This window comes from Waltera acetigignens, from assembly GCF_025567015.1.
Lineage (GTDB): Bacteria > Bacillota > Clostridia > Lachnospirales > Lachnospiraceae > Acetatifactor > Acetatifactor acetigignens.
Map to the genome: position 1 here is coordinate 1 of NZ_JAOQJO010000016.1, position 17,622 is coordinate 17,622.

At 47.4% G+C, this 17,622-nt stretch carries 15 protein-coding genes; 2 read left to right on the top strand and 13 right to left on the bottom strand.

Annotated features, from left to right (window positions below; translation table 11 throughout):
* Positions 1 to 113 precede the first annotated feature (113 nt).
* From OCV96_RS14375 to OCV96_RS14395, 5 genes are all read right to left on the bottom strand, one after another.
* Positions 114 to 464, bottom strand: coding sequence for a hypothetical protein (locus OCV96_RS14375; RefSeq protein ID WP_227733588.1), 351 nt, complete (start codon positions 462 to 464; stop codon positions 114 to 116).
* 158 nt (positions 465 to 622) lie between these two features.
* Complete coding sequence (locus tag OCV96_RS14380) at positions 623 to 3,025, bottom strand: alpha-galactosidase (protein WP_227733587.1); 2,403 nt, start codon at positions 3,023 to 3,025, stop codon at positions 623 to 625.
* Between the two features lie 3 nt (positions 3,026 to 3,028).
* Entirely contained in the window at positions 3,029 to 4,387 is a 1,359-nt protein-coding gene (locus OCV96_RS14385; protein ID WP_227733586.1) for a glycoside-pentoside-hexuronide (GPH):cation symporter, read from the bottom strand.
* A 67-nt stretch (positions 4,388 to 4,454) separates the two neighbouring features.
* A complete protein-coding gene (locus OCV96_RS14390) occupies positions 4,455 to 6,899 on the bottom strand; it encodes a glycoside hydrolase family 2 protein (protein WP_227733585.1) in 2,445 nt (814 codons plus the stop codon).
* A 56-nt stretch (positions 6,900 to 6,955) separates the two neighbouring features.
* Positions 6,956 to 7,534, bottom strand: a complete 579-nt coding sequence (locus tag OCV96_RS14395; protein WP_227733584.1) for a TetR/AcrR family transcriptional regulator — start codon at positions 7,532 to 7,534, stop codon at positions 6,956 to 6,958.
* A gap of 302 nt (positions 7,535 to 7,836) precedes the next feature.
* On the opposite strand from OCV96_RS14395, the gene OCV96_RS14400 reads away from it, so the two are divergent.
* The gene (locus tag OCV96_RS14400; RefSeq protein ID WP_119623712.1) at positions 7,837 to 8,061 is read left to right on the top strand and encodes a helix-turn-helix domain-containing protein; all 225 of its coding nucleotides are present in this window, start codon (positions 7,837 to 7,839) and stop codon (positions 8,059 to 8,061) included.
* A gap of 44 nt (positions 8,062 to 8,105) precedes the next feature.
* On the opposite strand, the gene OCV96_RS14405 is transcribed toward OCV96_RS14400, so the two are convergent.
* Genes OCV96_RS14405 through OCV96_RS14430 form a run of 6 tightly spaced genes read right to left on the bottom strand, consistent with a single transcriptional unit; the run spans position 8,106 to position 15,192 of the window.
* Complete coding sequence (locus OCV96_RS14405) at positions 8,106 to 9,212, bottom strand: ribonuclease E/G (RefSeq protein WP_227064446.1); 1,107 nt, start codon at positions 9,210 to 9,212, stop codon at positions 8,106 to 8,108.
* Entirely contained in the window at positions 9,209 to 9,940 is a 732-nt protein-coding gene (locus tag OCV96_RS14410) for a TIGR03936 family radical SAM-associated protein (RefSeq protein WP_262594773.1), read from the bottom strand. Before OCV96_RS14410 ends, OCV96_RS14405 begins: the two co-directional genes overlap by 4 nt.
* 51 nt (positions 9,941 to 9,991) lie before the next feature.
* Complete coding sequence (locus tag OCV96_RS14415) at positions 9,992 to 11,866, bottom strand: TIGR03960 family B12-binding radical SAM protein (protein WP_262594774.1); 1,875 nt, start codon at positions 11,864 to 11,866, stop codon at positions 9,992 to 9,994.
* A gap of 22 nt (positions 11,867 to 11,888) precedes the next feature.
* Positions 11,889 to 13,082, bottom strand: a complete 1,194-nt coding sequence (locus tag OCV96_RS14420) for a hypothetical protein (protein ID WP_262594775.1) — start codon at positions 13,080 to 13,082, stop codon at positions 11,889 to 11,891.
* Between the two features lie 26 nt (positions 13,083 to 13,108).
* Entirely contained in the window at positions 13,109 to 14,245 is a 1,137-nt protein-coding gene (locus OCV96_RS14425) for a DUF58 domain-containing protein (RefSeq protein ID WP_022313523.1), read from the bottom strand.
* On the bottom strand, positions 14,242 to 15,192 hold the full coding sequence (locus OCV96_RS14430) for an AAA family ATPase (protein WP_262594776.1): 951 nt from the start codon (positions 15,190 to 15,192) through the stop codon (positions 14,242 to 14,244). The genes OCV96_RS14425 and OCV96_RS14430 overlap by 4 nt, the downstream gene beginning before the upstream one ends.
* Positions 15,193 to 15,404: 212 nt before the next feature.
* On the opposite strand from OCV96_RS14430, the gene OCV96_RS14435 reads away from it, so the two are divergent.
* Positions 15,405 to 15,704: a hypothetical protein gene (locus OCV96_RS14435; protein ID WP_262594777.1), complete on the top strand. Its 300-nt coding sequence runs from the start codon at positions 15,405 to 15,407 to the stop codon at positions 15,702 to 15,704.
* Here the strand turns inward: OCV96_RS14435 and hisIE are convergent.
* Positions 15,682 to 16,968, bottom strand: a complete 1,287-nt coding sequence (gene hisIE / locus OCV96_RS14440; protein ID WP_262594778.1) for a bifunctional phosphoribosyl-AMP cyclohydrolase/phosphoribosyl-ATP diphosphatase HisIE — start codon at positions 16,966 to 16,968, stop codon at positions 15,682 to 15,684. The genes OCV96_RS14435 and hisIE overlap by 23 nt on opposite strands.
* Before the next feature lie 55 nt (positions 16,969 to 17,023).
* Positions 17,024 to 17,611: an imidazoleglycerol-phosphate dehydratase HisB gene (gene hisB, locus OCV96_RS14445; protein ID WP_022313519.1), complete on the bottom strand. Its 588-nt coding sequence runs from the start codon at positions 17,609 to 17,611 to the stop codon at positions 17,024 to 17,026.
* Positions 17,612 to 17,622: the final 11 nt, after the last annotated feature.

Sequence of the window (17,622 nt, forward strand, 5' to 3'; positions counted from 1 at the left end):
AAACGCAGCGCAAACGAAAGGGCAGTTTTCTATAACGTAAGACTGCTTTTTCGTTTACGCCGCTATTGATTGTAGCCTAAAGAATTTGATAAGCTCCTCTAAGAGATTATGTTTCAATTTTCTTCTATGTATTTCACTACTCTATCTATATTTCCTCTTTCATATTCATCATGTGTTAATTTGAAACACTCATCTTTACTAACACTGCTGTAGTCTATATACCTAGCAATATCTTCTGGAATTAAAAACAAGTTTACTCCTTCTCGTTTCAGCGATTGTAAATCTCCGTGATTGACATCAACAATTACTTCCGCTTCCCAATTTTTTGCTTTAATTACAGACTGTAAATTTTCTTTTAATACAGTACTTCTCTTTTTTTTAAAAATATTAAAATGTCCATCATGTCCAACCTGTGAATTTCTCCCATTAGTTACATAGGGTACAATGGCTATTTTTTTTATCATTAACTTGTCCTCCTTTTCCACTTCTTATAACTTCCGATTTGTTAAGCTATCTATATAATATACAATATCATCTCTCTCTGATTATTACAATACCGACCGCCCTCGTTAGTTTTCAGGTCTAACGAAAGTGGTCGGTACATAAAAAAAGCATTATTATTTTATTCCACTGCTTCCATAAAGTAAATTCGGGAGGAAAAATCCGGGAACAGTCGGGTGTCGGAATTATATCCGGTACCGGCGAAAGCGGGTTTCAGGGCAATACCCGCACGCATCAGGGTATCTCCGTAAGCAGTCAGGTCTTCTTTTTCGCCATCCATATTCACGAATCGCGAAAGAATCTCCTGCAATGCAGATCCCTGCTTGATATGAACCGGAGAAACGGTGTTCACAAGGTCTCCGAAGTCTTTCAGATTGTATTTGATATTCCTGCCGTAGAAATGATATTTCACATCCGGAAGTAATCCCACCGGGCGATACCAGTCATGGGATTGGTTCGGAACTGCCAGGCGCCGGAAGAACAGCCCCACTGCTCTTCTGCCATCCGGGGACACGCAGGTCCAGGATAAGGTTTCCGAGTCAGAAGCTTCGTTTTCTGTTCCACGGTAAAAGGTTCCAAACTGGAAAACATCCCGCCATTTTTTATAAAGTGCAATCTGCTCCCGGATTGCGTTGAGGTCACTTCCGGACAGATCCTTTAAATTACATTCATATCCTAAGACACCGAAGGAAGCCACCTGAAAACGGGTCTCAAGGGGCGTGATCCTTAAGGTCTGATGATTTGGACAGGATGACACATGTGCTGTAAATACCGATAAGGGATATCCATAGCTGTAACTGTTCTGAATGCCGGTACGGCACAGTGCGTCAGTATTATCGCTCGCCCAGATCTGCGGGAAATAACTTAATATTCCCAGATCAAAACGATTTCCACCTGCACTGCAGCCTTCAAACAGAATCTCAGGGAAACGTGCGGTCAGTTCATCCATAATGTGATACAGTCCCAGTACATAACGATGTGCCGTCTCTCCCTGTTTCACAGCCGGCAGATAAGGGGAATAAATATCACTGAAAATACGGTTCATATCCCACTTCACATAACGGATGTCTCCGGAGGAAAATACCTTCGTCATGGAATCTATTACATATTGCTGTACTTCGGGATTGCACAGATCCAAAAGGCGCTGATTGCGCCCCTCAGAGTGGGGATGTCCCGGAATCGTCATTGCCCAGTCGGGATGTTCTTGATAGAGACGGCTGTTCTCACTGATCATCTCCGGCTCTACCCAGAGACCGAAATCCACCCCAAGGGCTTTGATTTTTTTACTGAGGGAAGCAATTCCTCCGGGCAGCTTCTTCGGATCCGGTTCCCAGTCTCCCAGGGAGGAAGTATCGTCATTCCGGCCGGAAAACCATCCGTCATCCATGACGAACAGTTCGATGCCGACATCTGCGCCTGCTTTTGCAAGCTGCATCAGCTTTCTCTCATCAATCTTAAAATAACAGGCTTCCCAACTGTTTAACAGAACCGGACGGGGGCTTTTCTTCCAGGCACCCCGCACAATATGCTCTCTGATAAAGGAATGTAACTGTCGGCTGAGTCCGCCATACCCCTTCGAAGAATAGCTTAAAACAGCCTCCGGTGTATCAAAGTGCGCTTCCAAAGTCAGTTCCCAGGAAAAGCTTCTGGGATTTATACCGCTTACAAAACGTAATTTCCCATAAGAGTCTTTCTCAAGGGCTTCATAATGATTTCCACTGTAGATCAGATTGCAACCGATACAGGAGCCAAAAGTCTCACAGGTGTTCTTATGACCCAGGATCATAAAAGGATTCGAGCGGTTCGAAGAGGTTCCTGTATAAGAGGCATTTACAAATTTGCCGGAACGTAAGGAAATCTGTTCTCTGTGCATCTCTCTTGCCCAGGCACCGCTGAAATGAGTGATCACGGAATAATCCTCTGTCAGATCTAACTGTGCACTGAGACATCGATCCAATGTGACAGTTGCGTCACTATGGTTGATCAGCCGTGCACTCCTGGTAATGACATCACATTCTTCGAATACGGTATAAAACAGCTGCAACTCCAAACGATTCGTAACATCCTGCAAAACAATCTGAAGGCATTCCGCGGAATCCGTTTCCGTTTCAGAATAACTGTGAGGGAGTCCGGAATCCTGCAGGCACTGTTCTCTTTCCTTTAAAGTAATAACTTTATAGGAATCAAAAGTAAAGTCAGAGGTGACACTTCCGTCAGCAAATCTTACTTCCAGAAAAGGTTCTCTAATATCTCCCTTTCCCAACGTACCAACCTCCAGGCAGATATCTTCCATGGAGATCTGCGGATGTTCCCTGTCGTAGGTACATGTGTTTCCCGGAGTGAAAGCTCTCTGTATGATAAGAGGCACGCAGGAGGCGGAATCCTGTGCATCTACAGTGATCCGTTCTCCGTAATACAGATGTTCTAAATGTCCGGTCTCCATGACACGCATTCCGTAGGTTGTGTGGGCTGTCTGTAAAAAGAACCATGGTCTTGTATCGGAATCTTTTACCGTCTGAATCATGCTTTAAACCTCCTGAATTTCTTTTAACCGCTCCTCGGTCAGTTTATATTTTTTATGAAAGAAAATGACACCGATGACAAGGAGCAGAATCGGGAACAGTGTCATTGTCATACGAAGTCCCACCACAGAGCTTCCGGAAGCTCCTGCAGTTGACACTGCATCGCTGGTATCTGAGCTTAAGTTACAGAGGTTCAGGCACAGAGAAGCCACTAACGCAGCAACACCGGAAGCCAGTTTTACCACGAAGGTCTGCATGGAGAAAATGACACTCTCGTCTCTGCGATGATTTTTCCATTGACCGTAATCTACGGTATTGGCCAAAAATACGGTAGTCAGTACTGTCAGCATACCATTGGCGGCAAAGATCAGGAAGCCTGGAATAAACAGTAAAAATACATTACTCATATTTGTAAAGCACAAAAGCAGCAATACGGCATATCCCGCGATTGCCATCAGGAAGCTGACATAGAAAATACGGATGGTACTCATAAACTTACGAAATAACGGGAACAGAAGCATCATGGCGAGAATCTGTACCGCTCCACCGAAGGTGTTGAACAGGGTATAGGAATTATACCAGGTATCTCCGCCAAAATCGTATTTGAAGAAATAAATTACCAGATTGGAGGTGGTATAGACCGCGCAGTTGATCAGTACAATGGTAATTACCACTGCCATAGCCTGATCGTTCTGAATTAACGCCTTGAACATCTGCCCGATGGAAGGAGCATCCACATCTACTGTAGATTTTTCTTTGATATTAATGCAGGTAACGGCGATAAATATCACGAACAGCACGGCAATGATCAGGGTGAACCGGGAAAATCCTACCCTCTCTTCTCCTCCGCTCAGGGCATTGACACAAAGCATGGTGATCACGGTGATGATGGCAGAGCCGACACCGGCACAGGAACGTCCCAGCGTAGACAATCCTTCACGTTCTTTTCCGCTGTGAGTAAATGCCGGTATCATGGACCAGAAGGGAATATCCATCATGGTATAGGTCACACCCCAGAGAATGTAAGTGACTGCCGCATAAGCTACCAGTCCATTGCCATCCAGTGCAGGCGGTGCCGAGAACATCAGATACAGAACAATGGCATTGGTCACTGTGCCGATCATCAGCCAGGGGCGGAATTTCCCCCACCTGGTCCTGGTCTTTGCCACGATGATGCCCATGAAGGGATCGTTAAATGCATCGAACACTCTTGCAACCAGCAGAATGATACCCATGGCTACAGCGTTCACGCCTAAAATATCCTGATAATAATACAAAATATAGCTGGCGGACAGCATATACACCATATCCTTGCCGACCGCACCCAGTCCATAAGAAAACTTTTCTTTTCCACTTAAACTCATAATGTAACCCTGATCCTTTCTTATGAAATCCTTTGAAATCTAACTCTCAAATGAAACCATTAAATCATTAAATTTTAATCTGAAAAGGTATCCGTACTTCCCCTGCCGTCTGTGACTGCAACAGCAAAGCTCCCTGACCAGATCTTCCCGTACTCTTAACATAAGTTCCGCCCATGCCTCCCTGTAAAGCAATGGTGTCAGGTCCGATGATGGAGATGTCACCTTCCGCGATCAGACGAACCGGCTCCTGATAAAAGGGAAGCACATTTCCATGATCATCCACTGCACGGATCCGCACAAGTGCCACATCATAGCTGTGCTGTTCCGTCAGAATGGTATGATCCGCTTCTGCTTCCAGCCGGATTTCCCGAACCGGCTCTTTGGTGACGGATTTTACGACTTTGCCGTCTTTGATAGCGTCAAAACGGTATACGGTAGCCGTACCGCCCCAGTCACCGATGTACTTCGTATACAGCCTGGTCACCTCCGCAAAATCAATATGATACAGCAGTGCCAACTTTAAGGCGGTAGGATACAATCTCTTCGGAATATGGTTCAGACTGCCTCTGGCCACGATATTCATGGCATCCGCCATTTCTTTCGCATGTTTCGGACGGAACCGTTCGTTCTTCTCCAAAGTATCACCGATAAAGTCATCGATGAGAATGGGACCGTGCTTTAAATGCTTATAAGGGGACATTTCTGGCCGGTATTCCTTGATAAAACGGTCGTTTTTATACATTCTCACACTGTCGGCATTGGACAAAATATACAGGTTTCCGCGGTTGCAGCCGGGATGCTCTCCGATATCCATGGAGGAGGTGATCTGAAGCACGGGGATCTCATCCTGTTCACAGGCATAAACGGAAGCTGCGAGCTTCGGATTACGGAACATATCCATGACACCGTGATAACAGATCCGGTCACCGCTTCCGAAGTCCTTATGGGTATTGTAGTCGAACATACACCAGCCGAAGCTTCCGGCGATATCCTCCTGCTCCGCTACGGCATCCAGTACGTTGGCATGGCGGATCGCATGTTCACTGCGGCGTTCCTCATTATCGAAGGCTTTTGTGGGATACATGTGTCCGTTGTATTCGCTGATCAGGTAAGGCTTGTCGGTATCGGAAGTGACCTTTTTCTTTGGGTCACAGCCGGGAGTCTCGCCGTCGTGCAGAAAATCGTTATAAGTATAGACGTCCTCCAACAGATGACTTTTCTTAATAGCCCGGACACCGCCGGTAGGTCTCATGGGATCCAGCTTATGTGCCACGGCATTGGTCTTTTCGTAAAACGGATCATCATCCGGGGATTCATTGATCCGTACACCCCACAAAATAATCGAAGGATGATTGCGGTACTGACGGATCATGTCCTCTGCATTGACCACCGCCTGTGCTTTCCAGGTGTCATCTCCAATATGCTGCCAGCCGGGAAACTCTGTGAAGACCAGAAGTCCCAGTTCGTCGCACCGCTCCAGAAAATAATGACTCTGGGGATAATGGGAAGTCCGCACGGCATTCAGCCCCAGCTCTTTTTTTAACAGATCCGCATCCAGCTTCTGCATGCTCTCCGGCATGGCATAGCCTACATAAGGATAACTCTGATGGCGGTTCAGACCCCGGATCCGCAGTTTTTTGCCATTGAGGTAAAAGCCGTCTTTTTTAAAAACTGCATCCCTGATACCGAAGGTGACCTCTGCTTCGTCCAGAAGCTGTTCTCCCTGCCAGAGCTGGGTCTTTAACAGATAAAGATGAGGGTGTTCGGTATCCCACAAAAAAGGATGTGGAATCGTTCCCTGAATACGAAACGTGGTCTCAGCCGTAGTGCCTGTGGGGACATTCTGTTCGCAGAGAAACTGCCAGCCATTATCTGATGTTACATCTGATACCACACCCGACATTACAGCATCGCTCTTTAACATATAATATTGTCTGACATTAAGGTCTTTTGCAACTTCATAAAAAGTGATTTCAGAAGTTACCTGAGCCTCATCCGGTGTGATCAGCGTGTGTACGAAAATATCCTCAAGGGCAATCTGGTCTTTTACTTCGAGATATACATCCCGGTAGATGCCGCCGTAGGTCATATAATCGATCACGTAACCGAAGGGAGGCACATTTAAGTCTTCTCTGCTGTCCAGCCGGACACACAGCACATTGTCCTGTCCGTAGTTCGCATATGCCGACAGATCTACAGTAAAGGCGGTGTAGCCGCAATGGTGCTCTCCCACCTTACTGCCGTTGAGATAGACGGTACTGTCATGACCGGCCCCTTCGAAGGTGAGCAGGATCCGCTTGCCCTGCCATTCGGTCGGAATATGCAGATGGCGTCTGTAGCCGCTGACCATCTGGTAGAGAGATTCGTCAAAATAGTGAAACGGGGTCTCCTTACAGGTATGAGGAATTCGGACGGGCTGCAGGGTCTCTTCCGGGTATTCTGTTGCAGTCATCCCCTCCTGAAAGTTCTCGTTAAAAAGCCAGTCTTCGCTTAAATAGATCTTCTGATTCATGGTTCGTTCCTCTTTCTTTGGGATATTATGGATTAATTCTGGATTATTCCATTGCCTCATTCTGATCTCTGTACGATGCCATACATGAGGATTTCCACAACTTCCTTCAGGGCATCTGCATAAGTCAGCTGATTTCGAGAGAGAATATCTCTCTGGAAGAACTGCTCAATGGAAGCTTCTAACATCATTTTCACCAGACAGATGGGAACCGGGCGGATGCTGCCCTCAGCCATGCCCATCTCGATCAGCTGGATTGTAGGCTCCCAGCCAGTGGAAAGTCTGAGTTCTACCTTCTGGTAGATCTTCGGGTATTTGTCCCGGAGGGAATATAATTTTCGAAGATCGATATTCTGATAACCTTCCGGCAGCACTCCCAGGATGCGGTGCAGTTTTTCCACTACACTGAGGGAAGGATCGGTCAGGATCATCTGCTCGCTTTCCTTGATGGAGTCAAAGATATAATCTACCATGGCAAGAAATAGTGCTTCTTTATCATCGTACACGGTATAGATGGTTTTCTTGCTGATCGAGAGTTCCTTCGCCAGATCATCCATTGTGAATTTCAGCCCTTTTTGATCGAAGACACGCAGGGTGGCGTCGAGAATATTTTTTTGCAGACCTTCTGTGGTATTCATCGCTTCTATTCCTCCGTTCGGTAAGATTGTAATTGCAGTATGGAAACTGAAAAGTAAATTGTGGTTTCCTATAAAAACAGGGTAGCATTTTTGAAAAAAAGATTCAAGAAACGTTTTTGCCAAAAAGAGTTTCCGAGAATTGTGAAATATAACAAAAAACCAGCCAACAAAACGGTTGACTGGTGAATGACAGAGTCTATAAATAGTTTTTCATGATGCATTCTTTTTCCGGAGAACATTTTTTCCATGGGATTTTAAAATACAAGAGAGGGATGCAAAGATTTTATAGATAGAGGTTTGTCATGATAAAGTATGATCCGTTATGGGATACCTTGAAAAAAAGGGGGATCAGCCAGTATTCTCTGATCAAAGATTATGGAATTGATAAAGCGCAGCTGCAACGCCTGCGCAGCAATATGGTAGTAAAAACAATGATTTTAAACCGGCTCTGTACGATCCTGGACTGCCGGATCGAGGACATCATGGTATATGTGCCGGATGCAAAAGAAACCGAACAAAAACAGTAAGAGGTATCAGAAAAAAAGTCTGATACCTCTTTTGTTTAATTTTATTATCTCTTGAATTGTTCTGCTAGCGTGGGATGAGATTTTTTGCGGGTGATCTCCACCAATCCTAAAGGCGTCATATCCACGATGCGGGGATGCTGGGGATCCCCTGCGGTCAGATTCTTTAATGTCTCCAGTAACTCCTTCTGCCGTTCCTTTTCCGCCATATTGATGAAGTCCACAATGATGATACCGGACAGATTCCGCAGGCGCAGCTGTCTGGCTACTTCTTCGGCAGCCTCCAGGTTTACCTGATAATAGGTGTCCTCTCCTGCTTTTTTCGCTTCGTTTTTACCGGAATTGACATCGATCACCGTCATGGCCTCCGTAGGCTCGATGACGAGATACCCTCCGCATTTTAACCAGACTCTCGTATCCAGTGCTTCCTCCATGCCGCGCTCCAGAGAATACAGCAGGCGTAAAGAGATCGCTGGATCATCGTAGAACCGAATGGACTTTTGTTTTAACAAAGGGTGATCTCCTTCCGACAGCTGACGATAGATCTGAGGATCATCGGTAAGGATCTCAGAATATTCCGAAGGATCCGCCATCTGCTCCAGAACCTCGTAAACGGCCTCAGAAGGCTTCAAAAGGCAGGTGAAGTACACTTTATGGTCTGCCTGTTCCAAAAGGCTCTGAAGGGCTTCAGAAGCGTTCTCAGGGGTGCTCCCGTTTTTACAAAGCAGCTGCTTCATCCGGGCAGGATCCGCAGTGGCGGAGGCACGCTTTGTCTTCTGGGCATCTCTGGTGACCATGACTACCAGCTCGTCTCCAGCTTTCAAGGTACCGTCTGCCTTACGATTGGTCAGATACGCCGCACCTGCTTCCCGCAGGGGTAGAAAGCACAATTCTCCGGGCAGGATCTCCACGAAGCAGGCATCAATATTTTTTGCCACATTCTGTATTTTCCCCAGATAGATGCCACCGATCTTACTGGCATCTGACCGCAGTACGCGTATAGCAGCCACGCCCCGGGCATTGACAAGCAGAGCTGCCCTGCGTTCCCGCAGACAGGTGAAGATCAGTTTTCCCTCCGTGCAATCCGTGGATTTACGGATCTGATTTACTTCTTTTTCTCTGGCCGGTCGTCCGCCGGTGAGACTGCGGCTCATTCCGTGTCACCGGAAGCTGCCCTGTAAGCTTCCTCACTGTCGAAACCTATGGCATCCAGGGGGAGAAGGGCGTCTGTTTCGTTTCTCAGATAGGTCTCTTCTCTGTTGACCAGAAGGGCATTTTCCTGCAGGGTCTCACCATTTTCGGAAAATAATGCTTCAATGACCTGAATGGGTTTGATATTTCCGGCACTGGAGGCATCCACCAGCAGATAAAGCTTTTCGGACTCCACCACCTTCATCTCATAGATACCTTCTTTTAAATTGATCTCCCGGCTTCCCTTTTTTGTCTCTTTGGTAATGAGGATCTCATCTTTTGCAAGAAAACGATCCACCGCGGAGCCCAGATCAAAATGAGGCCCTCTGCCCTCCCGGAAAGCTACCGTATATCCGGCGGCAGCAACGCTGGCCATGGCATTGCCGGCCTTGTCCGGCAGAATTTTCACCGAAGTGATCTCGATTCCCGGTACGGAAGCGGCATTCAACCGCTGCTTTACATCCTCACAGGAGGTCAGGGAATGCACTTCCAGGTCCATATATTCTCCGTTGCTGGTCAGTCCCACACCCAAAGGTGCGGCAAAGGACATGATCTGATGCGGGCTGAAGCCCCCGGTATAAGCAACATCCAGCTCCGCTCTGCGGTTGGCTTTCTGGAAAAAGCGCATCACATCCAGATGTCCGATAAAACGAATGGGACCATATTTTCTAAACTTGATTCTTAATTTCATAATGTTTCTTCTTAACTCCGTAATCTATACTTCCGATGTCTGTTGTGGCAATCATCCTCTGGGCTCCACACAGATACCGCAGCCGAATCTGGCGGCACCGCAGCCCTGACATGCCTGTTTGCAGTTCGGTGAGATCGTCTCGTTTTTCGCTTTCTGCCATTCTCTCTCCAGAAAAGCTCTGGATACACCGCAGTCCAGGAAATCCCAGGGCAGGATCTCGTCCAGAGGCCGTTCTCTGTGGGAATAGAAATCCGGGTCCAGACCACAGGCTTCAAAAGCTTCCATCCAGACATCGTTGTGGAAATACTCACTCCAGGCATCGTAGAAGCAGCCCTTGTTATAGACATATAAAAGCACCTGGGACAATTTTCTGTCACCTCTGGCCAGAACACCTTCCAGAACGCTGACATCCGCTTCGTGCCAGTTGTATTTGATGCTCTTCTGGTTCAGCTGCTCGGAAATGGCCTTTCTGGTCAGATATGCCTTTTCCACGAACTCTTCCTTGGTACACTGGGGCGCCCACTGGAATGGCGTAAAGGGCTTCGGCACGAAGAAGGAGGTACTGGTAACAATCTGCACTCTGCCGTTGACACGTTTCTCCTTCGGCACCGTATCGAAGAAAGTGGCCGCAATTTTGTTGGAAAGCTCAGCGATTCCCCGGATATCCTCTTCGGTTTCCGTGGGATGTCCCAGCATGAAGTACAGTTTGACTCTGGTCCAGCCGCCTTCGAAGGCAAGGGCGGAACCCTGTAAGATCACTTCTTCAGTGAGTCCTTTATTGATGACATCCCGCAGTCTCTGGCTGCCGGCTTCCGGAGCAAAGGTCAGACTGGATTTCTTCACATCCTGTACTTTGCTCATGACATCCAGAGAAAAGGCATCGATACGTAAAGACGGCAGAGAGATATTGATATGTCTCTTATCACACTCTTCGATCAGAAAGTCAATCAGCTCCGGCAGCTTGCTGTAATCGCTGGAACTTAAGGAACTTAAGGAAATCTCCTCATGACCGGTGTTTCTCAACATTTCCATGGCGTACTTTTTCAGAACTTCCACATCCCTTTCTCTGACGGGACGATACAGCTGTCCTGCCTGACAGAAACGACAGCCGCGGATACAGCCTCTCTGAATCTCCAGAACGACTCTGTCCTGTGTGACTTTGATATAAGGAACTACCGGCTTCATAGGATAAAAGCTGTCGGTCATATCCGTTATCAGCTCTTTGCGGATCCTTGCGGGAATTCCCTCTTCCGTAGGTCGAAAGGAAGCAATGGTGCCATTTTCATGGTAAGTGGTCTCATAGAACCGGGGCACATACATTCCCGGCAGCTTTGCCGCCCGGCGTAAGAATTCTTCTCTGCCTGTCTTCTCCGTCCGGCATTTCTTATAGAGATCGATCAGCGGCCGGTACTGGGTCTCGCCTTCTCCGATATAGAAAATATCAAAGAAATCGGCAATGGGCTCAGGATTATAGGTGCAGGGACCGCCGCCGATAACGATGGGACAGTCCTCTCCACGTTCGGTGGCAAGCAACGGGATCCCCGCCAGATCCAGAACCTGCAGAATATTCGTATAACACATTTCGTACTGAATGGTGATTCCCAAAAAGTCGAAGTCTTTTATCGGATCCTGACTCTCCAGGGCAAACAGCGGAATGTTCTCCTTACGCATAATTTCATCCAGATCCACCCAGGGAGAATACACACGCTCACACCAGACATCATCCCAGGAATTGAGCATGCCATACAGGATCTGGATTCCCAGGTGGGACATACCGATCTCGTAGACATCCGGGAAGCACATACAGAAACGGACATCAATGCTGTCCCTGTCCTTCACTACGGCATTGACTTCGTTGCCGATGTAGCGGGCCGGTTTTTCGATCTTCATCAGAATATCATCATTTAACGCTAACTTTTCGTTCATATTTACCTCAGGTTATTGATTTTTACATATAATTTTTCATCTGCCGGACATCTCCGTCTGTGCAGGGAACATCGGAATAACGGGCTTTTTCATAGATTTCAGCCATTCCTTCCACATCCAGCGATTTTTCGGCATCTCTAGCAGTATAAAATGGCAGGCTCATCTTTGCAAGCCCGCTGGCATTTATTTTTTTCTGATACATCCGCCTTATCTTCTGGCCGGCATCTAAGAAAGCAAAAGAAAACCATTTCTGCTTCTGCTTTGCGGCAGTATTTTCCGGGGCAGCCTCCAGGTGTTCCCGCTTGTCCATGCTCTCCGGCTGTTCAGAAACAGTGCCGGGGAGGGAAAACTGCATTCTGTCCCTGAGAAATGTGATCAGCTTTCGAATTCCGCGGTACAGCAGAAATACGCAGACGATCAAAAGTGCGATCATGGCCACATATTCCAGAATGACCCATAAAATAAAAGGATCTTTCGCTTCCATGGGAGGCATATCGCCACCGCCTGCCTGCTGTTCCACCACTACCGCTTCTGTCCCGGAATCCATGGGGAGCAGTCCGAACAGGAAACGAAGAATCGCAGCCAGACCGTTTCGCAGTAACTGCAACAAGGGCTTTAACCAGGCAAACTGTGACACTGCCAGGAGCAGAAGCCCCGATAACAGCACGAAGGCTGCGGTGCTGTGGAGCCCGGAACGAAAGATCTCCTGAAACGGGATCTTGCCGGTACTCAGCCTGTTTACCGTAAGGAAATCCTCATAGGACTGCAAAAACAAAATGACAGCATACAATAAAAACACCAGGATCAGACTCATACGATAATAGAGATCCCAGACGTTGTTTCCCTGATAATGCTGCAGAAAAAGACACAAAAAGGCAATTCCGGCGGCTAACGGCAGAGGCAGCGGATCGGAAGCAAAGTCCTCCGTCCGAAAACGCAGCCAGAGGGAATAGATCACAAAGCCTGCACCTACCAACAGCCGGATACCACGGTTTACGCCGTTGGCTGCCGGAATGATATAAAAACATGCCAGTACCAGTCCGTGCAGAAGGAGCAATACCGACAGATGCTTACAGCGTTTTCTGGCGTAATACAGAAAAAACACCGGCAGCGCTCCGAGCATCCACAAAGCCAAGGACGGACGGCTCGCGGGAGCCAGCGCGGCCAACAACGTGGACGCAGTCAGCGCCAGGGGATAAAAACATAATTGATTCATTAGATCAGTCAAAATTTCTTTCACATTCAGACGCTTTCTTCCCGTAGGGAGATAAAAGTGATCAAAGACTTTAACGCTTCCCCGGGATCAGGAGGTGTACTTTCGGAATAAGGATAAAACCATTTCATATCCGGGTGTTTTTCCTGATATTGCAGAAGTAATGCTGCAAAGTCTTCATAGGCATTGGGTGATACAAAGCAGGTATAGAGCGCATTGGACGCATCGGACATACGGGCGGCAAACAGCTCGGAAAAAGACTGTACCGGTTTAGCCGTATCGATTCTTGCAAGCGTCTGCAGACAGACATTCCGCTGTCTGACTCCGCCGCCGGCTTCCAGAATACAAGGGTCTCCACTGATTGTGTCAATACCGTTGCAATACAGGGCAACCTGCATCCCCTGTTCCAGAAACAGCAATAACAGTGCCGTGGCAATCTGCAGGCAGGCTTCCACGCAGTCCTCTTTTTTCAGAATACCGGTGTCCTCTAAGTTCACAAAAATCCGAACGGATTTCTGGGAGGTATAATTTTTCTGGTTTACCTTCAGATCCCCGGTACGGGCCGTGGCTTTCCAGTTGATGCTTTTTAAGTCATCCTGTGGTTGGTAATCCCGAATGCCCCGGTATTCGAAAGGGTCTTCCAAAAGATGTCGTTTTGTCAGAACTTCTCCGTTTAACTGTTTTAAAGACCGTTTAAAATCCGGATGGGAAAAGGGCTTCGGGTACACATAGAGACTGCAGTGTTCGATGGGTGTCGTAGCCGTATACTGTGCTGTCAGGAACAGATCGGATGCGACAAGATCCGCCTCCTGTATGGTGTAATAACCTCTTCTTCCGCCGGTAAAGTGCAGCGCTCTGGTGACCTTCTCCAGACGCCCGATCTGGAAAATATCATTGCGGTAATAGCGATCCGTGGTCCGGGAGCCTTTGGTATCGGCAAACACCAGATGTCTGTCAGTCTGGAATTTGACCTTCAACATGGTAAGGGGCAGCCGTTTGCGATTCTCAATGATCTCCGACAGCTCGCTCTCCTGTCCTTCCCAGATGCCATCCTCCCGGAAAGAAAGGGAAACCTTCAGATCCCGCTGCCATATTTTGGCGTATACATATTTCTGCCCCAGATACAGAAGCAGGGCAAAGACAATGATTCCCAGCAGTTGTATCATGGCTCAAACCTTTCTGTGGGAACAGGAACGGTGGAAAGGATGTTTTCCATTCTGCCTGCTGCGGAGCCGGTATCGGAACCGAAGCTGCATACCAGTCTGTGGGCCAGCACCGGAACAGCCAAGGTACGAACGTCATCCGGAATCACATAGGAACGTCCCTGCAGATAAGCATAGGCCTTGACACAGCGTAAAAGCCCAAGGGTTCCTCTGGGACTGACGCCTGCCAGAATACCGTCTGCCCGTCTGGTGGCTTCTGCAATCTGTACCATATATTCCCGGATGCAGGGATGAACAAAAATCTTCGCAGCCTCTGCCCGGGCAGCCAGAAGTTCCTCCAGAGAGACCACGGCAGTCAGGCTTTTCAGGGGATCTTCCTCCATGTACAATTCCAGAATCCTCAGTTCCTCTTCTTTGGTGGGAAGGTTCATGGACAGTTTTATAAGGAAACGGTCTAACTGCGCTTCCGGCAGAGGAAATACGCCGGCACTTTCGATGGGATTCTCTGTGGCAATGACAAAGAAGGGTTCACCCGGTGTATAAGAGACACCCTCGATGGTTACCTGACGCTCTTCCATACATTCCAACAGTCCTGCCTGGGTTCTGGGGGTGGCACGGTTCAATTCGTCTGCCAGTAAAATATTGGTAAATACCGGCCCCTTTCGCAGGGTGAATTCATTCTTCTGTCTGTCATAGACATTGATGCCGGTAATGTCACCGGGCAACAGATCCGGGGTAAACTGCACCCGGGAAAACTGGGCATTTAAAGATTTTGCCAGTGCCTTGGCCAGCTTCGTTTTGCCGGTGCCGGGGACATCCTCTAATAGTACATGTCCGTCAGCGATTAAGGCCGTCAGAAGAAGTTCTGTCACTTCCTCTTTTCCGACCAGGACTTTTTGAATATTGTTTTGTATTCTGGATGCTAATTCTTTTCCGTTTTGTTCAGCCATAATTGTTACCTTTTTGCTCATGAAGTTTACTCGCCCTATAAGCATTCCAAAATATTCTTACGAATACAAGTATTCGACGAATATTTACGAAATGCTTACATGGCTCTGAATAGTTATCATTATACCTTATAAACTTAAGTTCTGCCAGTACCAAAAGGCACATAAATATGAACTGCGAAGATTGCAGATACCAGAAAGGAATGTAAAAGAGCATGGAAAAACATGATCACAGACATAAGGAAGAACTCTTACAGCAGATGCGCAGACAGGCAGAAATACGGCCAGAGCAAAACGATTCGGAACCTGCCGCATCTTCCGATACCGGTACGTTCAAAATCCGCCTTGCTCTGGCCGGAGTATTATTATTGACGATCATATTGCTGGATCAAAAAGGCAAATGCTTTGCCGGGATCTCCATGGATCAGGTGCTGCACTATATCACTGACGAAGATTACGGCACTTATCTTAAGACCTGGGTGGAAACAGCGGTTAACGGTTCGCAAGCTCTGTAGTGATCTCTTCCCAGGTGACATCTTTTTCTGCCATCAGGACCATCATATGATACAGGAAATCACTGATCTCATATTTGACCTCATTGGGGTTGGGATTTTTGGCGGCAATCACAATCTCAGTTGCCTCCTCGCCCAGTTTCTTGAGAATCTTATCAATGCCCTTGTCGAACAGGTAATTGGTATAGGAACCCTCCTTGGGGTGGACCTTGCGGTCTTTGATCACATCGAAGACTTCCTCGAATACCTGTAAGGGATTGTTGCTTTCCTCATAATCCTTTTTCGTGATCTCGTTGAAGAAGCAGCTTCTGCTTCCGGTATGGCAGGCAGCGCCCACTTGAGATACCTTCGCAAGGATTGTATCCATATCACAGTCCGCCACCAGTTCCTTCACATACTGGTAATGACCGCTGGTCAGACCTTTCAGCCATAATTCCTGACGGCTTCTGCTGTAGTAGGTCATCTTGCCCAGCTTCAGGGTCTGCTCATAGGCTTCCTCATTCATATAAGCCATCATCAGAACTTCCTGTGTCCGGTAATCCTGTACGATAACGGGTACCATGCCGTCACTGTTCTTTTTGAAGTCTTCCCACTTGTAGGCAGCCTGGAAGGATTCAATGGGAATATCGTTCTCCCGGCACAGATCCTTCAGGGCTATGATCTCTTTCACATTGTCATTTATCGTATTGCCGGTGACACCACAGACATTCTCATAAGCAAAAATCTCCAGCAATTTATTCAATGCCACCTGATTGATCTGCACGAAAAACGGAAGGGAAAGAATGGCCTGAGTCTCCCGGATCTGATGAGGGTTCATCAGGATCATGGCAGAGATATATTTCTCAATCTTCTCCTTATGTAATTCCAGAACGGACGGGTCGTTGTATGAGATCAGAATCTTGTCCTTACCGAATTTCAGAGAGACCTCTTCGGTAATCTCAATATTACTCTCTTTCTCATAGTCGAGAACTGCTTTTTTACATCCGGCATAAAGTAATTTCTTAATGTCCTCCATACGCTTGACATTGCCGGCACCGATGACATCCACTTCCGCCCTGGTACAAATCTCCTTGATGATATCCAGTGCGGCATCATGCTCCGCGTCACCTTCGGACATATCGAAAACGATCAGCTCATCCGCATTGTGCTCACAGTAATAATCTGCCAGACGGACGGGATCCGTATCCACGATGGTGGTATCCGTAAGATTCCGCACCGCATGCTCATGATATAAATAAATACAGGGAACAAATTTCTTGATGATCATAGTAATCCTCACGTCTTTCTATACCTGCAAAGCCTATGCCGCAGGCACGTATTTTTTACAGACTTCCTTTGGTACTTAAAACATCCGTTACCTTCGGATTATAGGAAACGGCCTGATCCAGCGCCTTGGCAAATGCCTTGAACATGGCTTCGATCATATGGTGATTATTGCCCGGAGACAACATTTTGATATGTAAGTTCATTCCGGCACTGTAGGATACGGCATAGAAAAATTCCTTTACCAGCTCCGTATCCAGTTCACCTACCTTCGGTACAGTAAATTCACATTCAAAATTAAGATAAGGCCGGCCGCTTAAGTCAACGGCGCACAAAGCAAGTACCTCATCCATAGGCAGAATAAAATAGCCGTAACGATTGATGCCCTTCTTGTCTCCTACCGCTTTTTTGATAGCTTCACCGAAGACAATGCCGGTATCCTCCACCGTGTGGTGACCGTCCACCTGCAGATCGCCCTTCACCTTGCATTCCAGGTCAAAAAAGCCGTGCCTCGCAAAGCCGTCCAGCATATGGTCAAAAAATCCGATGCCGGTAGACAGATCCGCTTTTCCGGTGCCGTCCAGATTTAAGGTGATGGCAATATCGGTCTCTTTCGTTGTACGGGTCACAGTTGCAATTCGTTCCATAATATCCGATG